This window comes from Agathobaculum faecis, from assembly GCF_014287995.1.
Taxonomy (GTDB): Bacteria; Bacillota; Clostridia; order Oscillospirales; family Butyricicoccaceae; genus Agathobaculum; species Agathobaculum ammoniilyticum.
Genome location: NZ_JACOPL010000008.1, coordinates 1 through 18,323, shown reverse-complemented (window position 1 = coordinate 18,323; position 18,323 = coordinate 1). Strand labels below are relative to the sequence as shown.

At 59.7% G+C, this 18,323-nt stretch carries 16 protein-coding genes and 1 pseudogene; 9 read left to right on the top strand and 8 right to left on the bottom strand.

The window, feature by feature from the left end; genetic code table 11:
• Positions 1–115 precede the first annotated feature (115 nt).
• The gene (locus H8S45_RS09440; RefSeq protein WP_054326924.1) at positions 116–397 is read left to right on the top strand and encodes a hypothetical protein; all 282 of its coding nucleotides are present in this window, start codon (positions 116–118) and stop codon (positions 395–397) included.
• 66 nt (positions 398–463) lie between these two features.
• Here the strand turns inward: H8S45_RS09440 and H8S45_RS09435 are convergent, their stop codons facing one another.
• From H8S45_RS09435 to H8S45_RS16325, 6 genes are read right to left on the bottom strand one after another with little or no spacing between them, the layout of a single operon-like run.
• On the bottom strand, positions 464–1,504 hold the full coding sequence (locus H8S45_RS09435) for an FN3 associated domain-containing protein (RefSeq protein ID WP_147574491.1): 1,041 nt from the start codon (positions 1,502–1,504) through the stop codon (positions 464–466).
• 31 nt (positions 1,505–1,535) lie between these two features.
• A complete protein-coding gene (locus tag H8S45_RS09430; RefSeq protein ID WP_054326922.1) occupies positions 1,536–2,048 on the bottom strand; it encodes a hypothetical protein in 513 nt (170 codons plus the stop codon).
• Complete coding sequence (locus H8S45_RS09425) at positions 2,026–3,579, bottom strand: portal protein (protein ID WP_054326921.1); 1,554 nt, start codon at positions 3,577–3,579, stop codon at positions 2,026–2,028. The genes H8S45_RS09430 and H8S45_RS09425 overlap by 23 nt, the downstream gene beginning before the upstream one ends.
• On the bottom strand, positions 3,569–3,778 hold the full coding sequence (locus H8S45_RS09420; RefSeq protein ID WP_054326920.1) for a hypothetical protein: 210 nt from the start codon (positions 3,776–3,778) through the stop codon (positions 3,569–3,571). Before H8S45_RS09420 ends, H8S45_RS09425 begins: the two co-directional genes overlap by 11 nt.
• A gap of 46 nt (positions 3,779–3,824) precedes the next feature.
• Positions 3,825–5,075, bottom strand: coding sequence for a phage terminase large subunit (locus H8S45_RS09415; RefSeq protein ID WP_256435203.1), 1,251 nt, complete (start codon positions 5,073–5,075; stop codon positions 3,825–3,827).
• Between the two features lie 44 nt (positions 5,076–5,119).
• Positions 5,120–5,335: a hypothetical protein gene (locus H8S45_RS16325; RefSeq protein WP_054326918.1), complete on the bottom strand. Its 216-nt coding sequence runs from the start codon at positions 5,333–5,335 to the stop codon at positions 5,120–5,122.
• A 280-nt stretch (positions 5,336–5,615) separates the two neighbouring features.
• On the opposite strand from H8S45_RS16325, the gene H8S45_RS09410 reads away from it, so the two are divergent.
• The 5 genes from H8S45_RS09410 to ppdK all read left to right on the top strand — a co-directional run bounded on the left by H8S45_RS09410 (position 5,616) and on the right by ppdK (position 14,259).
• Positions 5,616–6,449, top strand: a complete 834-nt coding sequence (locus H8S45_RS09410; RefSeq protein ID WP_054326917.1) for an undecaprenyl-diphosphate phosphatase — start codon at positions 5,616–5,618, stop codon at positions 6,447–6,449.
• A 61-nt stretch (positions 6,450–6,510) separates the two neighbouring features.
• A complete protein-coding gene (locus H8S45_RS09405) occupies positions 6,511–9,018 on the top strand; it encodes a DNA translocase FtsK (protein ID WP_186949999.1) in 2,508 nt (835 codons plus the stop codon).
• 78 nt (positions 9,019–9,096) lie between these two features.
• Entirely contained in the window at positions 9,097–9,600 is a 504-nt protein-coding gene (locus H8S45_RS09400; RefSeq protein WP_054326914.1) for a flavin reductase family protein, read from the top strand.
• Between the two features lie 87 nt (positions 9,601–9,687).
• A complete protein-coding gene (locus tag H8S45_RS09395) occupies positions 9,688–11,382 on the top strand; it encodes a trypsin-like peptidase domain-containing protein (protein ID WP_147574489.1) in 1,695 nt (564 codons plus the stop codon).
• Positions 11,383–11,625: 243 nt separating this feature from the next.
• A complete protein-coding gene (gene ppdK, locus H8S45_RS09390) occupies positions 11,626–14,259 on the top strand; it encodes a pyruvate, phosphate dikinase (RefSeq protein ID WP_054326912.1) in 2,634 nt (877 codons plus the stop codon).
• Positions 14,260–14,345: 86 nt separating this feature from the next.
• On the opposite strand, the gene H8S45_RS09385 is transcribed toward ppdK, so the two are convergent.
• Positions 14,346–14,591, bottom strand: a complete 246-nt coding sequence (locus H8S45_RS09385) for a hypothetical protein (RefSeq protein ID WP_054326911.1) — start codon at positions 14,589–14,591, stop codon at positions 14,346–14,348.
• 73 nt (positions 14,592–14,664) lie between these two features.
• Here H8S45_RS09385 and H8S45_RS09380 point away from each other — a divergent pair, with 73 nt between their 5' ends.
• The 3 genes from H8S45_RS09380 to glgX all read left to right on the top strand — a co-directional run bounded on the left by H8S45_RS09380 (position 14,665) and on the right by glgX (position 18,035).
• Positions 14,665–14,865 (top strand): helix-turn-helix domain-containing protein, encoded by a 201-nt coding sequence (locus H8S45_RS09380; protein WP_054326910.1) that lies wholly within the window; start codon positions 14,665–14,667, stop codon positions 14,863–14,865.
• A gap of 78 nt (positions 14,866–14,943) precedes the next feature.
• Positions 14,944–15,801 carry a glucose-1-phosphate thymidylyltransferase RfbA gene (rfbA, locus tag H8S45_RS09375; RefSeq protein ID WP_107631633.1) on the top strand — a complete coding sequence of 286 codons (858 nt, stop codon included), beginning with the start codon at positions 14,944–14,946 and terminating at the stop codon, positions 15,799–15,801.
• Between the two features lie 131 nt (positions 15,802–15,932).
• Positions 15,933–18,035: a glycogen debranching protein GlgX gene (glgX, locus tag H8S45_RS09370; RefSeq protein WP_186949997.1), complete on the top strand. Its 2,103-nt coding sequence runs from the start codon at positions 15,933–15,935 to the stop codon at positions 18,033–18,035.
• Positions 18,036–18,207: 172 nt separating this feature from the next.
• On the opposite strand, the pseudogene H8S45_RS16320 reads toward glgX, so the two are convergent.
• Positions 18,208–18,323, bottom strand: a pseudogene (locus tag H8S45_RS16320) (acryloyl-CoA reductase electron transfer subunit beta); the annotation flags it as partial.

Sequence of the window (18,323 nt, the reverse complement as noted above, 5' to 3'; positions counted from 1 at the left end):
CTGGCACAAAGGCGGATGCCCCGATCTGAAGATTATTTACATGCTGTTTAAACTTGCCACTGGCCCCGATGCTATAATATAAAATAATATGAAGATAGATGGGGGTAAAGGTAATATGGCATATCTTTTGATCTCCATGCTGACCGTACTGCTTTTGGCGCTATACCTGCGGCAGCAGACTTTGCAGCAGCAGGTCTACAGGCTGAAAGAGCGACTGGACAGCTTGGCGGATGTTACCGGACATGTAGAATACAAATCGGATTATATCAGTGAAAAATTACAAAATGAACTGAAACGACTCAAGAAAAGCGGTCAGCCGGTGCAGGCGGTCAAACACCTGCGGGAGCAGACAGGGATGAATTTGGTGCAGGCAAAGCAGTTTGTTGATAAGCTTTGATAGAATATCCGCACTTGTGCCAGGCTGAGAGCCTGTCTCATGCCGCCCTATGGGCGGCCTTTTTCTTTAGCCCGTCGCCACAGGGGATGGATACTTGCCGGTTTCGACCGCGTAGGCGCGGATCTGGCAGCCCTCGTCCGCGGTCAGTGCGGTATCGGCAATATAATCCTTGGCCGAATCCGAGTAGCGCGGGTCGGAGCCGTCCAGCGTGTAGCGGATGGCCGCGCCGCTGCCTGCGGTGATCTTGCCCGAGGCGACCACCGGCGCGTCGGATACCGTATCCGCCGCCACCAGCGCGTATACGCCGCCGCATTTCGCCCCCAGCACATAGGCGTCATAGTAATGGCGGCCTTCGATCAGCGCGCCGGATACGCCTACCGGATCCTCGTGAACCTTGGCGTCCGCGATCTTATAGGGCATAAGCACCGCGTCCTTGTGCGCGACGAGGAAATACACATCCTCGGGCAGATAGCTCTTGGGTACGCGCACCACATGCATGCCGAACACCTCGCCGCAGACGCCCTTGGCAATGGACTGCCGCGCAAGTACGTCCACGCCTGCGAACTCGTCCGAGGTGCAGACCAGCTTGTACATCTCGCTTGTCAGGTAGAGATAGCGGTTGTCGTCCGGCACCAGCGCGTCGTCGAGCGCCTGCGACGCGTCCGCGATCTTGCTGATGATGTCGGCCTTGGTCGGCTTGGCCGCGCTTTCCGCGATCGTGCCAGCCATGGTCACAAAGCGGCGGAAGGCGTATTTGTCCGCGGCGGGCGTGGACTTTTCGTTCAGCTGCAGACGCAGCATGTCGGCCGCATTTTTGACCAGATTCTGGTCGAGGTTGTTGCCCTTGTCAATGGTGAGCGTGAATGCCTTGTCCTGCGTCATGGTCAGTTCCTGCACCACGTCCTGCATCTCGGCCACGTCGCCGTAGCGGGCAAGGCCGCCGTCGCGGTCGTAGTCCACCTCCTCGACCGTGATCGGCGTGTACACCTTGAGCGTCTTGACACCGGTCAGGTCAAAGGTTTCCGCGGTCTTGCCCTTGATGAAGGACGCGCGGGTGAATACCTCGGCGATCTGGTCGGAATATTTGCTTGCAAGATTGATAGCCATAAGTATAATACCTCCTGTTTATACGATATGTTTATTTCCCCAACAGTGCTAAGGTCACGGGATCGACGCCTGCGGGCTCGCCGTCCGACTGTGCCGGACCGACCGCCGCGCGGCGGTTCTTTTGGTTCACCTCCAGCGCCGCCAGCTCGTCCTTGAGTTCAAGGATCTCCCACTTGCGGTAGGCGGAAACCAGCGAGCCTTCCTGCTGCGCCCATTCCCACACCTGCTGCGGGATGTCCTCGGGCTTGACCTCGGGATATTCCTCCACGAACGCCGCATAGATCTGCCCGTTGGGCATACCGTTCGCAGCGCGGTTGCGGCGCACATAGGCGTTCTGTTTGGACAGCCCCAAGCTTGCCGCATGGATCAGCTCCTCCAGCGTCAGCTCCACGGTTTGCCCGTCTACCGGCACCGGAAAGGTTTGTGCGGCGGGGGGCGCGGACTGCCCAGCGGTATCAGGGGAGAATGGGTTGGATGCAACTGCTCCCGTCTCCTGCGGGAGCGGCTGCGCCGGACTGCTGTTAGGTCTGGTCTTGTTCTGCATTTGCATTTGCCTCCTTTTGCTGCTGCCGCTGCATGCGCAGCGCGTGCAGCAGGTCGTGTTTGCCGCGCACCTGATAGTCAGGCACGTTTTCCAGATAAACGAGCGGGTCGGTGATGACCCCGCTTTCGAGCAGGTGGTCGTTGGTCATGGTCTGCATGGTCTCTGACCAGTAGCTCGCCGCGCCCACGTCCACCTGAAGGCGCATATCTTGCCCGGCGAGCGTGGAAAAATCGAAAGACTGACGCTGCGGTTCGCCTCCGTCCTCATCCGGCACGACGACCGTGCGTATCCCGTAATGCGCGCCCATCAGGTCGAGGAAGATGCGCGCCCAGTCCTCGGTGAAGCGGTAGAACTCCATTTTGGTCAGCTCAAGCGGGGCGGCGGTCGCGTTCTGCACCGCGACGATAGCCGAGGTGTTGTCCGGCTTGACCGTGCCGAGCGCGGCCTCGCTCGCGCCCATCAGCTCGGCGGTGTCGGTCATCATCTGCTTCAGCAGCCCGAGCACCTGGCTGGAGATATCGGGCGCTTTGAACGCAGCCGCAATCGCGGTGTTCGGGTCGCCGCGCATACCGACCGCCTTGCCCACGTCGTTCGACCACCCGTTCGGGAAGCGGGTCATGTCGTAGATGATCTTGGGGAAGGCCACCTGCTTGATGCACTGTACATACATCGAGTACAGCTTGTTAATGGCAATCTGGTTGGGGATGGCCTCGGTCAGCGGACTTTCGCCGTGGCACGAGCCGCGCACACGGTTCCAGCACAGATGGGTCACCGGATAGTAGCGGTAGGGTAGCTCCTTTTCACGCATCACGGTCGCGGTGCGCGTGGTTTTGCAGAACGCGACGCCGTGCTCGGTCCGGCGCATGTGCAGCAGCACGGTTACGCGGTTGTTTTCGCCGTGCAGGCGGCGCAGGTGGTCTGCGTCGCCGTCCGGCCGGATGGCCTCGGCTTCGTCTGCGCCCATGCCGTTTTCCCGCACCTCCTTTTTGACCTCGTCCACATCGCGCCGCATGGCGAGGATGAGGTAGGGCTGGCGCTGTACCTCGTCGCAGGCAGGGTTGCCGAAGCAGATATTGGTCGAGTCGATCAGCTCTGCCGCGATATCGCCCTTGATTGCCTGGCCGGTCTCAAGCGTGGGATCGAAGTGGAGATAGAAGCACGCGTCGCCGTCCACACAGGCGTTTTTGAGCAGCGGCCGTCCGAGCGCCTTGACGCCCGACCGCTCGATCGCGGACGCGAACGAGCGCTCCAGGATACGGGCGGTCCGGCGGCCTGCGCTGTCCATGTCGAACGGCTGCGCGCGTACCGCCACATCGTCCGATACCAGCATGGATACGAACAGGTTGACGCAGCGCCGCAGCACATTGAAGATCAGCGGGTCGAGCGACTGGACGCGCAGCCCCTCCCATTGGCGGCCGAGGTAGAAGGCCTCGTTGCGGCGCACGCGGTCGTACAGGCCGATCGAGCGTTTGTAGTCGCGGTCGCGCTCGTACTTTTGCCAGATCGCAGCAGGCGAGGGGTCAAACCGCATGGTCGTCCTCCTCCCGTCCGTAGGCCATCAGCGCGGCCAGGTCGCGGCTGAGTGCGTCTCCGGCCGTGTCCGGCGCATCGCCGCTGCGGCCGCGCCCGCCCTCCCGCCAGAGCGGGGTGGGCAGCGTCAGCCCGCCGGATATGACCGCGCCGGTCAGCACCAGCAGGGCGGCGCCGATGCAGTAGCATAATAGTTCCATAGTGTCCTCCTTTTCTGGAATGGGGACGGTGATTCCCCATTTTGGCTCAGTACCGCAAAAACTCTCCCACCTCGCAGTCATACAGGGTCGGCGGCGCGGGCTGGGACGGCTCGTACACGGTCGCTGCATAGCCGCGCAGCGCGTCCGGCGCGTGGGTCAGTTCGTGCGGCGTGTTCGCCGTGTCGGACGGATTGCGCTTGTCGTGCTGCAGGGCGGGCAGGGTGCGGATCAGGTTGCGGCAGGTGTCGAAGATGGTCAGGCGGGGGCGCATCCCACCCTGCGCGTCCCGACGCGGGGCGAGCAGCTCGTGCAGCGCCAGCCAGCCGGCGACGCGCTCGTTGCTGCTTTTGTCGAAGTCCAGCCCGCAGTCCGCGAACAGCTCCACCGCACTTTTGCCGGTCTCCTGCCGCCGGTTCCACAGGTCGGGCGGAGCCAGCCGGCAGTCGATGCGTTCGCCCGCCGGCTCGCAGTCCAGAATGGCCGCCGCCGCTTCTGAGATAATCAAACCAGATTGATATAACTCTCTGTATACTATGCTGTATCCATCCGGACTTTGTGCGATCCACAGCGCGGCGAGCATATCCAGCCCGTAGTCGATCGTCAGATAACGCCGCCAGCTCTTGGGGATGGGGTGCGGCGGCGTGACGTGCCGCTCGGCGGAAAACTCGCTGAAATACCGCCCCTCGTCCAGCTCCCACGCTCCGTCGAGCAGCGCCCTGCGGTCGTACGGGGCGAGCAGCCGCAGCCGTTTTTCATATCCCGCGTCCGCCTGCTGCAGAAATGGGTTGTCCGCCAGTCGCGCAGGCAGGAACAGTCGCGTGCCGCCATCGCATTCGCACACGGTGTCGGGCGGCATGGGGTCGATGTACCGCGCCTTGACCCAGTGATGCCCCACGCCACCCGGGTTGGTGGTGGATTTGATCTGCTTGGGATAGCCGTTCGCGCCCCGCACGCGGGAGATCAGGTAGGTGAACTGGCTTTCCGTGAAGTGGGTCAGCTCGTCGAAGCGGATCACATCGTACTCGGCGGACTGATAACGGGTCACGTCGCTCTCTGCATCGCAGTAGCCGAATTCCAGAACTGAGCCGTTAACGAACTGCCACAGGTGCTCGCTCACCTTGTAGGACGCGACCGCCTGCGGGAACAGCCGCAGCGACGCAGGCACGAGCGAGCGGTCCAGCTCGGGCAGGGTGCGCCGCAGCATGAGCTGCCGCGAGGCCGGATATTGCACCGCGAACCGCAATGCGTCCAAAAGCTGGCCGTGGCTTTTGCCGCCGCCTGCCGCGCCGCCGAACAGCGTTTCAAATGCCTCCGAGCGGATGAACGCCGCCTGCCGCGGGGTTATTTCGTATTCGATCGCACGTCCACGATTTGGAACACGATCTCGACCGGCGCGGGCGGTTCGGCCTCCGCACCGTCCAGCAGCACCCCCTTGCCGACCGTCCGGTCGAGAATCTCGCGGATTGCGGTCAGACGGCTGTTCGCGGGCGCTTCCGCGTCGTCCGCGATCTCGTACAGCATCCGGATCAGCTCGTCCGGATGGTTCTTTTTTCGCACAATGGCATCGCCTCCTTTGGGGATAGAGTCGCTTACTTTCCCGCAGGGCATAGAATAGGAGAATCCTCCGTAAAAGTCAAGAACAAATGTTCGATTTTGCGAGGCGTGAAAAAAATAACCCTTTTGCGGGCGTGGCGGCGGAAAGCGGAGCAGCCCTTGCGCAAAGGCGGCGGGCCTGCGAATACACGGCGGTATTTTGCTAAATTTGGTGGTATCTGACACGGAGATATGCTATAATAAAACCGTATGTAAAATTCGCCCCACCGAGAGGAGAAAAAGAATGAGTTTATGGTTCGCCGTTCTGCTGGGTCTGGTACAGGGCCTGACCGAGTTTTTACCCGTTTCCTCGTCCGGCCATTTGGTGCTCGCCCAGACGATTTTTGGGGACGGGATAGAAACTAATTACATGCTGTTTAATGTGCTGTTGCACTTTGGCACGCTGCTGTCGGTTGTCGTTGCGTTCTGGAGCGATATCAAGGAGCTGTTCCTCGAATTTTTCGCCTGGATCAAGGACGGCTTCCGGATCAACGGCCATCCTTACCGCCGTTTTATCATCATGCTGCTGATTACGATTCTGCCGATGTTCGCCATCCTGCCGATCAAAAGCAAGATTGAGGGCGCGTTCTCCTCGTCCCTGGTCGTCGGGCTGATGCTTCTGGTCACGGCGGCGATCCTGTTCCTGTCGGAAAAGGCGCCGAAAAAGCATAAGACGGAAAAGGACGCGACCTGGCTGGATGCGTTGATCGTCGGCATCGGCCAGTGCTTCGCGGTGCTGCCCGGCCTGTCGCGCTCGGGTACCACTATGTGTACCGGCCTGTTCCGCGGCTTTTCGCGCGAGTTTTCCGTGCGGTTCGCGTTTATCATGTCGCTGCCCGTCATTCTGGGCGCGAATATTCTGGAACTGGTCGACGTGATCCGCGATCCGTCGACGATTGGCGAGGTTTCGCTCGCCTGCTACATCGTAGGCATCCTGGTGGCGATGGTATCCGGCCTGGCGGCGATCCGCATGGTGCGGTTTGTGTCCAAGCGGGGCAACTTCCGCCCGTTCGTGGTCTACTGTACGCTGATTGGTACAATCACGATCGTCGTCAGCCTGATCCGGATGGTGGTCTGACCGTTCCGCTGCGGGGTCTGCCGCGGTATGGAAAAGAGAACGGAAGAGAGGTTTCAATAATTTGGCTGCAAGAAAAACCACAACCAAAAAAAGCGCGCCTCGCGGGAAAGCGGCCGCGCGCCGCGCGCCCGAGCCGGAGACGCTTCTGCCGCGCGCGGCCTGGGGCGCGATCTGGGGCGTGGCGGGGCTGCTGTGCCTGTTGTCGCTGCTGCCGATCGACGGGGTCGTGCTAGACGCCCTGCATCGGGGGATTGGCGCGCTGATCGGGACAGGCAGCTATGTGCTGCCGTTCGCCCTGCTGGGGCTGGCGGCGCTGCTGATCGCGCGGCGCAAAGGGCCGGTGCGCCTGCGGGGCTGCTGCATCGCCCTGCTGCCCGTGCTGGCGGGCGGCGTCGTGCATGCGATCACCTGCGCCAATGAATATGCGTTCTCCATGAGTACCCTGTCCGGCCTGCTGAAGTCCGGCATGGAGATGAAATCAGGCGGCCTGCTGTCCGGCGGCCTGTACATGGTGTTTGAGTGGGCGCTGTCCTCGATCGGCGCGCTGCTGGTTTTGCTGCTGCTGCTGGTTGCGGCGCTGCTGGCCGCCTGCCGCATCACGCCGCAGGCGTTGATGGATATGTTCCGCCCCCCAGCGTATGAATATGAGGACGAAGAGGAGCGCGAGCGCTATGAGGCGCCAGCCAAGCTGCCCAATGTGCATGAGGTGGCCGCTGTCCATGCGCAGAAACGGGAGGAGCGCCGCGCCGCGCGCCGCAAGGTGAATATCGATATCCCGCTGGATGCCGAGCCGCCGGGCGAGGACAAGCCGGGCGAGGCTCCGGACGCGCCGCCGCGCCGCATGCACGGTGGTAAGCCGATCGCACCGGATGAATACCTGCGTTCGCTCAAAGAGGAAACGACGGGCGAGCAGGTCAGCATCATGGACCTAGTGGAGAATAAACCGGAGGAAGAGGAAGCGCCGGCGGAGCTGGAGCAGGCGCCGAAGAAAGCGGAAAAGATCGGGGAACAGGAGCAGGCGGCGCTGAGCGAGCAGATGGACGAGAGCCAGAAAGCGCCAGTTCCGGTTTACGACTATCCGCCGATTGAGCTGCTGGTGCAGGGCAAGCGGGCATCGGCGGCGGGCGCGGAAGCTGAGCTGCGGGAAAATTCCGAATGCCTGATCGACACCCTGCAGTCGTTCAATATCGACGCGCAGATCATCGGCATTGTGCGCGGCCCCTCGGTCACGCGGTTCGAGCTGACCATCCCGCGCGGCATTAAGATCTCCCGCATCACCGCGCTGTCGGATGATATTGCGCTGTCGCTCGGCGCGGTATCCGTCCGCATCGCGCCCATACCGGATAAGATCGCAGTCGGCATCGAGGTGCCGAACAAAGCGGTCAATACAGTGTTCATCCGCGAGTGTATCGCTTCGCCGGCGTTCACCAACGCGCGCAGCCGCCTGTCCTTTGCCGTGGGCAAGGACATCACCGGCAAGCCGGTGATTGGCGATATTGCGAAAATGCCGCATATGCTGATTGCGGGTACTACCGGATCGGGCAAATCCGTGTGCATCAATTCCATGCTGATCTCGCTGCTGTACAAGTCCACGCCCGAGGAGGTCCGGCTGATCATGGTCGATCCTAAAATGGTTGAGCTGGGCAATTACAACGGCATCCCGCACCTGCTGATTCCGGTCGTGACCGACCCCAAGAAGGCGGCGGGCGCACTCAACTGGGCGGTGGGCGAGATGGAGCGCCGCTATAAGCGGTTCGCGGACCATCAGGTGCGCAACCTGGTCGGCTATAACGACCTGATGCGCGCCGAACGGGCGAAGGCGGAGCAGGAGGAGGGCGGCGCGCCCGAGCAGTATCAGGTCCTCCCGCAGATCGTCATTGTCATCGATGAGCTGGCAGACCTGATGATGGTCGCGGCCAAGGAGGTCGAGACTTCGATCTGCCGCATCGCGCAGAAGGCGCGCGCGGCGGGCATGCATCTGGTGGTGGCGACCCAGCGCCCGTCGGCCGACGTCATTACCGGCATTATGAAAGCCAATATCCCGTCCCGCATCGCGTTCGCGGTGGCCAGCCAGATTGAATCCCGCATTATTCTGGATACGACTGGCGCGGAAAAGCTGATTGGCAAGGGCGATATGCTGTACGCCCCGCTGGGGGAGGGCAAGCCTACGCGCGTGCAGGGCTGCTTTATTTCGTCGGATGAGATCGAAGCGGTGATCGCGCATATCAAGGAGACAAGCACAGCCGAATATAATGAGGAGATACTCGAACACATCGAGCGCCAGGCGGAGCAGGCGGAGGGCAAGGGCGGCGCTTCCGGCGACCCGGGCGAGGAAGAGGACGACATGATCGAGGAGGCGATCGATGTGATTATGGATTGCCGCCAAGCGTCCACCTCCATGCTGCAGCGCCGTCTGAAGCTCGGCTATTCCCGCGCCGCGCGCATCATCGACCAGATCGAAGAGCGCGGCATCATCGGTCCGTTCGAGGGCTCCAAGCCACGCCAAATCCTGATTTCCAAAGAGGAGTGGCAGGAAATGAAGCTGCGGCGGCACACGCCGCTCGATTGAAGCCTCGGTTTCCATCAAAAGGGGACTGCCGCGTATTTCCCCGTCGTTCATTTTTAATTTCCAACAGGAGGGTTTATTATGTCTTTGACCAAGATCAATATTGCAGAGCAGTCGTTTAACCCGTTCGAGATGATTGGCAAGCAGTGGATGCTGATTTCCGCGGGAACGGAAGACAAGTGGAACACCATGACCGCAAGCTGGGGCGGCGTGGGTGTGATATGGGGCAAGCCCTCCGCAACCTGTTATATCCGCCACAGTCGGTATACAAAGGAATTTGTTGATGACAGTGAGTATTTTACACTGACATTTTTACAAGATGGAAACCGTGAAGCCCTGAACCTGATGGGTACCAAGTCCGGACGGGACATGGATAAAATGCACGACAGCGGCCTGACGCCGGTGTTTGTGGAGGGGCAGCCGACGTTTGCGGAGGCGGCGCTCGTGCTTGTCTGCCGTAAGCGCTGCCGGAGCGAGATCGCGCCGGAGGATATTCTGCAGCAGGAGATTCTGGATAAGAACTATGCGGACCGCGATTTCCATGCCATGTATATCGGCGAGATCGTTGCGGCGTACAAAGGGTAATCAAATCTCTACAGACTGTTCACAAAATCGACAGGGTGCCGGGCGTATACTGAAAAAGAAAACAACCGGAACCGGAGGAAACCATCTGTGAAAAGAAAACTGCTCAGCCTGCTTCTGTGCGCTGTGCTGGCGTTGGGCGTACTGCCCGCGCCGGCGTTCGCAGGCTATGAGAACTTTACCGAACAGCAGCCCTATACCGGCCAGTTTGCGGATGTGCCGCCTGATGCCTGGTATGCGGAAAACGTGGAGCTGGCCTATGAATACGGCCTGATCAACGGCGTTTCGCAAACGTCCTTTGCGCCGGACAACAGCCTCACGATGGCGGAAGCGGTCAAGCTGGCGGCCTGCCTGCATAGCATTTACCAGAACGGCGCGACGGACTTTGCGGCATCCTCTCCGTGGTATACGGTTTATGCGGCGTATGCGTTGGAAAACGGCATCCTGTCCGCGCCGCTGGAAAGCTATGAAGCGGCGGCGACCCGCGGCGCGTTCGCGGATGTGCTGGCGAAAGCCTTTCCGGAGGAGGCGCTCGAGCAAGTCAATTCCGTGGAGGACGGGGCGATCCCCGATGTGCCGGAGGGGGCGTATTACGCCGACGCGGCATATCTGTTGTACCGAGCGGGCGTCCTGACTGGTTCGGACGCATCCGGCCGGCTTTTGCCGGACAGCACCATCAAGCGCAGTGAAGCTGCCGCGATCGTGACGCGCATGGTGGAGCCGGCGCTGCGGCAGACAGTTACGCTTGAGGTAAGGGAGACGCTGACCGCGGACGAGGCGATAACGTACTGCATGCCCGCGGTATTCAAGCTGTACTCCTATGATGCAAAAGGCAGCCTGCTCGGTATGGGCAGCGGCGTGCTGATCGGGCCGGACGGAGATGCGGTCACCTGCGGGCATGTGGTAAACGGCGTGTACCGCCTAGTCGCGGAGCTGACGGACGGCACACGCCATGAGGTCAGCATATACGACCTGAACGCGGATATGGACATCGCGCATATCCAGCTCGAGGGGAGCGGCCTGCCATACCTACAGACTGCGGAAACGGTGCAGGCGGGCGATACGGTGTATGCGCTCGGTTATCCTGGCGGCGGGAGGGCGAAACTGACGCAGGGAACGGTGATCGACCCATATAATACGGATTACACAACGCCCATGATCGAGAGCAGCGCCTCGGTTATCAGCGGCAATTCCGGCGGCGCGCTGGTGGACAGCGCCGGAAGGCTGGTCGGCATCACGGTCAGCAGTCAGTCCGGCGGCAAGCCGTCGTTCTCTGTGCCGATTACCGCTCTGAAGGAACTGGACGGCAGCGAGGCGGTAAGCGTCGCCGCCTATACGGACGCGCACCGTCCGGCGGCTTCCCGCTGCTACGCGGGGCTGTATCCGGTGCCGGATTTCGGCAAAGTGACCGGCGTGCCCCTGTTCGCGTGGTCGCGCGATCGGAACCCATCCTTTGGGGGAAGCTATTTTTATTATAAGATGTCCGACATGCCGGACGAGCAGCAAAAGCTGCTGCAGTACTATGCGGCGCTGAACGAAAATACATTTTACCTGTTTTCCGGAGATGCGTTCACCTCCTCGGCCGGATATCTGTATTCCGTGCAGCTTTATCAAACGACCTATCAGGGGTACGATGTTCTCGCGGTGGTCGTAACCGGACTTCATTTCAACTTGATCGGCGGTCTGCCTCAGACCGCCGGTTTTTTTTGCAGGCATTTGCGCAGGATGTGGGCGGATATGAATTTTCTGCGTCAATACTGTATCATTTCACAAAAAGGGAAATAAAAACGGGAAACCGGCGAAAAAGCAAAATAATTTGTTGGAAAAAGAATGGATTATACGAAAAATGGAGAAATAAAAAACCGCGGCATGGAGAAACTCTCATGTTTTGCCGTCATTTTGCACAATATAGCTTTAGCAAATCGGTGAAATCCCACAATAGAACACGAAGCGCCCTGCATGATATAATATCTTTGCGTGAGTGAAGTGTGTGGAGAGCACAGAAACGAAATGGAGGAGAAGACCCAAATGAAGAAGTATGTTTACATGTTCCCGGAAGGCAACGGCAAAATGCGTGAACTGCTCGGCGGAAAGGGCGCCAATCTGGCGGAGATGACCGGACTGGGTATGCCTGTTCCTCAGGGTTTCACCATCACGACCGAGGCCTGCACCCGGTATTATGAGGACGGAAAAACGATCTATCCGGATATTCAGGAGCAGATCATGGAGTACCTCGATAAACTGGAAAAGGTAACGGGCAAAACGCTCGGCGATCCCGACCGCCCGCTGCTGGTATCCGTCCGTTCGGGCGCGCGCGCTTCCATGCCCGGCATGATGGACACCATCCTCAACCTCGGTATGAACGACGAGATCTGCGAAGCGGTTGCAAAGCTGACCAATAACCCGCGTTTCGCACGCGATTCCTATCGCCGTTTCATCCAGATGTTCTCGGACGTTGTGATGGAGCTGCCCAAGTCCACCTTTGAGACCTTTATCGACCAGGTTAAGGATAAAAAGGGCGTTAAGATGGACAACGAGCTGGACGCGGACGATATGAGCGAGCTGATCGTCCTGTTCAAGGACCACTACAAGAAGTCGCTCGGCGAGGATTTCCCGCAGGATCCTAAAAAGCAGCTTATGGAAGCGGTCCGCGCGGTATTCCGTTCGTGGGATAACCCGCGCGCGAATACCTACCGCCGCATGAACGATATTCCGCATTCCTGGGGTACCGCGGTCAATGTGCAGTCTATGGTGTTCGGTAACATGGGCGACACCTCCGGTACGGGCGTTGCGTTCACCCGCAATCCGGCGACCGGCGAAAAGAAGCTGTACGGCGAATTCCTGATGAACGCGCAGGGCGAGGACGTCGTGGCCGGCATCCGCACCCCGCAGCCGATCTCCGCGCTGGCCGATACCATGCCGGAGGTTTACCAGCAGTTTGTGGACATCTCCTCTCGCCTGGAGCAGCACTACGGCGATATGCAGGATATGGAGTTCACCATTGAAAACGGCAAGCTCTACATGCTCCAGACCCGTAACGGCAAACGCACCGCGCAGGCGGCGCTCAAGGTCGCGGTCGACTTGGTGGACGAAGGCGTCTGCACCAAGGAGCAGGCCATCATGAAGGTCGAGCCTAAGCAGCTCGACGCTCTGCTGCACCCGACGTTTGTTCCCGCTGCGCTTCAGGCGGCGACCCCGATCACAACCGGCCTGCCGGCGTCTCCCGGCGCGGCCTGCGGCGCGGTCTATTTCACGGCGGAGGAAGCGGCGAAAGCGCATAAGACCGGTCTCAAGGTCGTCCTGGTGCGTCAGGAAACCTCGCCGGAGGATATCGATGGCATGGCGGTTTCCGAGGGCATCATGACCGCACGCGGCGGCATGACCTCGCACGCGGCGGTTGTTGCACGCGGCATGGGTACGTGCTGTGTCGCCGGCGTTAACGGCATCAAGGTTTCCGAGGCGGACAAGACACTCACCTTTGCCGATGGGACGGTCGTACACGAGGGCGATTTCATCTCGCTTGACGGCTCGACCGGCAACGTATACCTCGGCAAAATCGAAACACAGGACGCGGAGCTGACCGGCGATTTCGGCCGCTTCATGGGCTGGGCGGATGAGATCCGCACTCTGAACGTCCGTACGAACGGCGATACCCCGCGCGATGCAACGCAGGCGCGCAAGTTTGGCGCCGAGGGCATCGGCCTCTGCCGCACCGAGCATATGTTCTTCGAGCCGGAGCGTATCAAGGCGGTCCGTGAGATGATTGTGTCCGATACGGTCGAACAGCGCAAGGCGGCGCTCGCCAAGATTCTGCCCATGCAGCGCGGCGACTTTGAGGGGATTTACCGTGCGATGGGCGGCCTGCCGGTAACCATCCGCCTGCTCGATCCTCCGCTGCATGAGTTCCTGCCGCAGGAGAACGACGATATCCGCGAGCTGGCGGGCGAAATGGGCATTACCTTTGAAAAGCTCAAGGCCAAGGTGGAAGACCTGCATGAGTTCAACCCCATGCTCGGTACCCGTGGCTGTCGTCTGGACGTGTTGTATCCGGAAATCGCCGAGATGCAGACCGAGGCGATCATTTCCGCCGCGATCAATGTCTGGAAGGAAGACGGCCTGCACATCACGCCCGAAATCATGGTGCCGCTGGTATCCGAGATCAACGAGCTGCGCTTTGTCAAGAAGATCATCAAGGCCAAGGCTGACGAGTTGATCGAGGCTTCCGGCCTGAAGATGAAGTATATGGTCGGCACGATGATAGAAACGCCGCGCGCGGCTGTGACTGCGGACGAGATCGCGGAGGAAGCCGAGTTCTTCTCGTTCGGCACCAATGACCTGACCCAGATGACATACGGCTTCTCGCGCGACGACGTGGGCCGCATCCTGGAGACGTATTTTGACAAGAAGATTCTGGAATCCGACCCGTTTGCCCGTCTGGACCAGCATGGCGTGGGTCGTCTGGTAAAAATGGCGGTCGAAAACGGCAAGAAGGTACGTCCGGAGATCAAGCTCGGTATCTGCGGCGAACACGGCGGCGACCTGTCCTCGGTCGAGTTCTGCCACAATGTGGGCCTGAACTATGTTTCCTGCTCGCCGTTCCGTGTTCCGATCGCCCGCCTGGCGGCGGCGCAGGCGCGCGTCAAGGAGCTTGGAAAGGCGTAAAAGCTGATAAAAAAAGCCCCTCCATCTGGAGGGGCTTTTTTCGTTGCATATATGGACGGGCTTTGATATAATAAATAAAAGTATGCCTATTCCGGCGGGTAGAGCTGCTGCATCAGGGAGAGGGCAAACCGGATGCCCTGTTGGAAGCATTGATAGGCATAGTCGCAGAAAGTAAGCGCCTGTTCATCCAATAATGCGGACAACTGCCGCGTTTGTTCGGAAGAAAGCTGATTTTTGAGTATCAGAAAAGCAGGCGCTTTGGTAAAGTCGTCTGGCATGGTCAAACCGTGTGTGCAGTAGTGGGCAAAGAGGTCTTCCGTATTTGGTATCATAATAATCGCCTTGTTTCATGTATCGTGAGATTATTATAAATCATAAAACATGATTTATCAAGAGGGAGAAGCTATGGATTATTTGGACAGGTTTCGCAAAAGGCGTAAGGAAATTGGGCTGCGTCAAACAGATGTAAGCGCGGCGCTGGGATTGGGAAGATCAACCTATAGCATGTACGAGACACGAAAAAACAAAATGGATGTGGAAACGTTCGCCGCAATCTGCCGCCTGCTGTGCATCACGCCCGATGAAGCACTGGGATTTGATGAATAAAGAGATTCGGGTGGAAATCTCCATGCGGAGATGCTATAATATTCCTGCAATATCAGAACAAAGATAGAGGAACGCCATATGAAAGGAATTATTCTTGCCGCGGGCAAAGGCTCGCGCCTTTACCCCATGACGCGGCCGGTTTGTAAGCCGCTGCTGCCCGTCTATGATAAGCCGATGGTTTATTATCCGCTGGCCGTGCTGCTACAGGCTGGCATACGCGATATCCTGATTATCATTCCGCCCGGAGAGGAAGGGCCGTTTTACCGCCTGCTGGGTTCGGGTGGGCGCTTCGGCGTCAATATCACCTATGAGGTGCAGGAGGTCGCGCGCGGCATCGCGGACGCGCTGTTGATCGGCGAGCAGTTCATCGGAAAGGACGATGTCTGCCTGGTGCTGGGGGATAATATTTTCTATTCCCCGTTTTTTGAGGATTACCTGAACCGTGCGCTCGCATTGGGGGAGGGCGCTTGTGTGTTCGGACATTATGTGAACGACCCGCGCGCGTTTGGTGTGGTGGAATTTGACGAGGCGGGCAATGCAGTTTCCATTGAGGAGAAGCCGCGCTATCCCAAATCCAATTATATCATCCCGGGCCTGTACTTCTATGATAACGACGTGATGGAGATCGCCCACGCCCTCAAGCCCTCCGCGCGCGGCGAGCTGGAAATCACGGACGTTAATCTGGAATACCTGCGCCGCGGCAAGCTGCATGTGGTCAAATTTGACCGCGATTTTGTCTGGCTGGACGCGGGTACCGCGGAAAACCTGCTGGGCTCCGCGCAGGAGGTCAAGCGCGTGCAGGATGAAACTGGCCGCTATATCGCCTGCCTGGAGGAGATCGCGTACCAGCGCGGCTACATTTCCCACCAGGCGCTCATGCGCCTTGCGTCTGATTTGGATAAGACGCTGTACGGGCAATACCTGCAATGCCTGTGAGCGCCGCTCTGAAACAAAGCCGCCGGAATTTTTCCGGCGGCTTTTTGTTTGCCCTGTGCGGTGGACAAAAGCGTTCCGTCGGGGTATACTGAACCCATAAGCATCCGTCCGTCAGCACAAGGAGGGAACCCATGTCCGAGAAAACCATACTGCCCGTGCAGCCGGCGTCTGTCCAGCCCCTGCGCGCGACCGGAACCGTGTGCGGCTTCGCCGTGCGGCCCGGCCTGTTCCTGCTTAACGGCGCAACGCCCGTGCCGGGCGGCGTCAGCTTCACCATCCATTCGATTGGCGCGGTCCGCTGCGAGCTGTGTCTGTTCCGGCGTACTGAACAGCAGCCGTATGCGGTTTTGCCCTTTCCGGATAGCTGCCGCATCGGAAACACCTGGTCGATGATCGTGTTTGGTCTGGAGATCACGGAGTTTGAATACGCCTACCGGATGGATGGGCCATATGACCCCGCCCGTGGGCTGCTGTTTGACAGGACGCGCTTCCTGCTCGACCCCTATGCCCGCGCCGTCACCGGACAAAGCCGGTGGGGGGAGAAGCCGGCGGCGGAAACGGCGTATCATGCCCGCGTGGTTGAGGATGCGTTCGATTGGGGCGCTTTCAGCGACCCGCATATCCCGTTTCAGGATATGGTGATTTATGAGACGCATGTGCGTGGTTTTACGCGCCATCCATCGTCAGGTGTGGCGCACCCGGGGACCTTCGCCGGCCTGATGGAAAAGATACCCTACCTGAAAGCGCTCGGCATAAACGCGGTCGAGCTGATGCCGGTGTTTGAATTCGACGAGTTGGCCGAGGAACGCGTGGTGGACGGCCGGACGCTGCTCAACTACTGGGGCTATAATACCGTGTGCTTTTTTGCGCCCAACACGGGTTATACGGCGGCGGTCGAGTTCAACCGCGAGGGGACCGAGCTGAAAACGCTGATCCGCACGCTGAATGCAAACGGCATTGAGGTCATTCTGGACGTGGTGTTTAACCATACTGCGGAGGGCGACGAGCGGGGGCCGTTTTTCTCATTCAAGGGGATGGACAATAATGTGTATTACATGCTTACGCCGGATGGGCGGTACTATAATTTTTCCGGCGTCGGTAATACGCTCAACTGCAACCACCCGACTGTGCGGCAGTTTATTCTGGACTGCCTGCGCTACTGGGTGGTCGAATATCGTGTGGACGGGTTCCGCTTCGACCTGGCGAGTATCCTGGGGCGCGATGAGGATGGCGGCCCGCTGTCCGAGCCGCCGCTGCTCGAAAGCCTGGCGTTCGATCCGATTCTGGGGCGCGTCAAGCTGATTGCAGAGGCCTGGGACGCGGGCGGCATGTATCAGGTTGGCTCGTTCCCCTCCTGGAACCGCTGGGCGGAATGGAACGGGAAATACCGCGACGATTTGCGCCGCTTCCTTAAGGGCGACGCCGGACTGGCGCAGGCGGCGGTACAGCGTATCTGCGGCTCGCCCGACCTGTATCCGCCGGATAAGCGGCAGAACGCCTCGGTCAATTTCCTGACCTGCCATGACGGCTTTACCCTGTACGACCTGTATGCCTATAACCAGAAGCATAATGAGGCGAACGGCTGGGGGAATACGGACGGCGCGAATGACAACAATAGCTGGAACTGCGGCGCGGAGGGGGAGACGGACGAGCCGGCAGTACTGGAGCTGCGCGACCGCCTGCGCAAAAACGCGTTTGCCGTGCTGCTCTGCAGCCGCGGCGCGGCGATGTTCCTGGCTGGCGACGAGTTCGGCAATACGCAGTTCGGCAATAACAACGCCTATTGCCAGGATAACGAAGTCTCCTGGCTGGATTGGGAACGGCTGGAACAGAACCAGGGCCTGTTCCGGTTTGTGCAGCAGATGATCGCGCTACGGAAAGTGCATCCGGTGCTGCGCGACGCGACCAGCCCCACGGCCTGCGGCTGGCCGGACGTATCCCTGCATAATGGAGAGGCATGGAACGGTCGGATGGAGGGGGAAACCAGGCAGATTGGCGTGCTGTTCGCAGGCCGGAACGAGGAAAATACGGCGGACGACCTTGTACTGCTTGCGGTCAACGCGCATTGGGAGGCGCGGGAGCAGCAGATTCCCGCGGCGCCGGAGGGGCTTCGCTGGCGGCTTGTCCTGCACACGTCCTGCGCGGAGCCGTTCGCGCCGGATATCCCATTTGACGGCGCGCGCTTTACGCTGGGGCCGCGCTCGGTGGCGGTTGTGGCCGCGGAGCGCCGGTGAACAACAGGAAAAAGCCCGTAGAGCAAATGCTCTGCGGGCTTTTTGTCAATTTCACACGGCAGAAAGCCGCAGCCGGGCTTGCCGTTAGGCGGCGGCAGGCCATGCGGCGCGGATCATATCCCGTACTGCATGAGAGGTACAGCGGCGGCGGTTTTCCGCAGGTGGTCGGTTTTTACTTAGCAGCTTTAGCAGCCTTGATAGCGTCGATCATCATGGGAACGACCTTGAACAGGTCGCCGCAGATGCCGTAGTCGGCAACGTCAAAGATCGGCGCGCCATCAGCCTTGT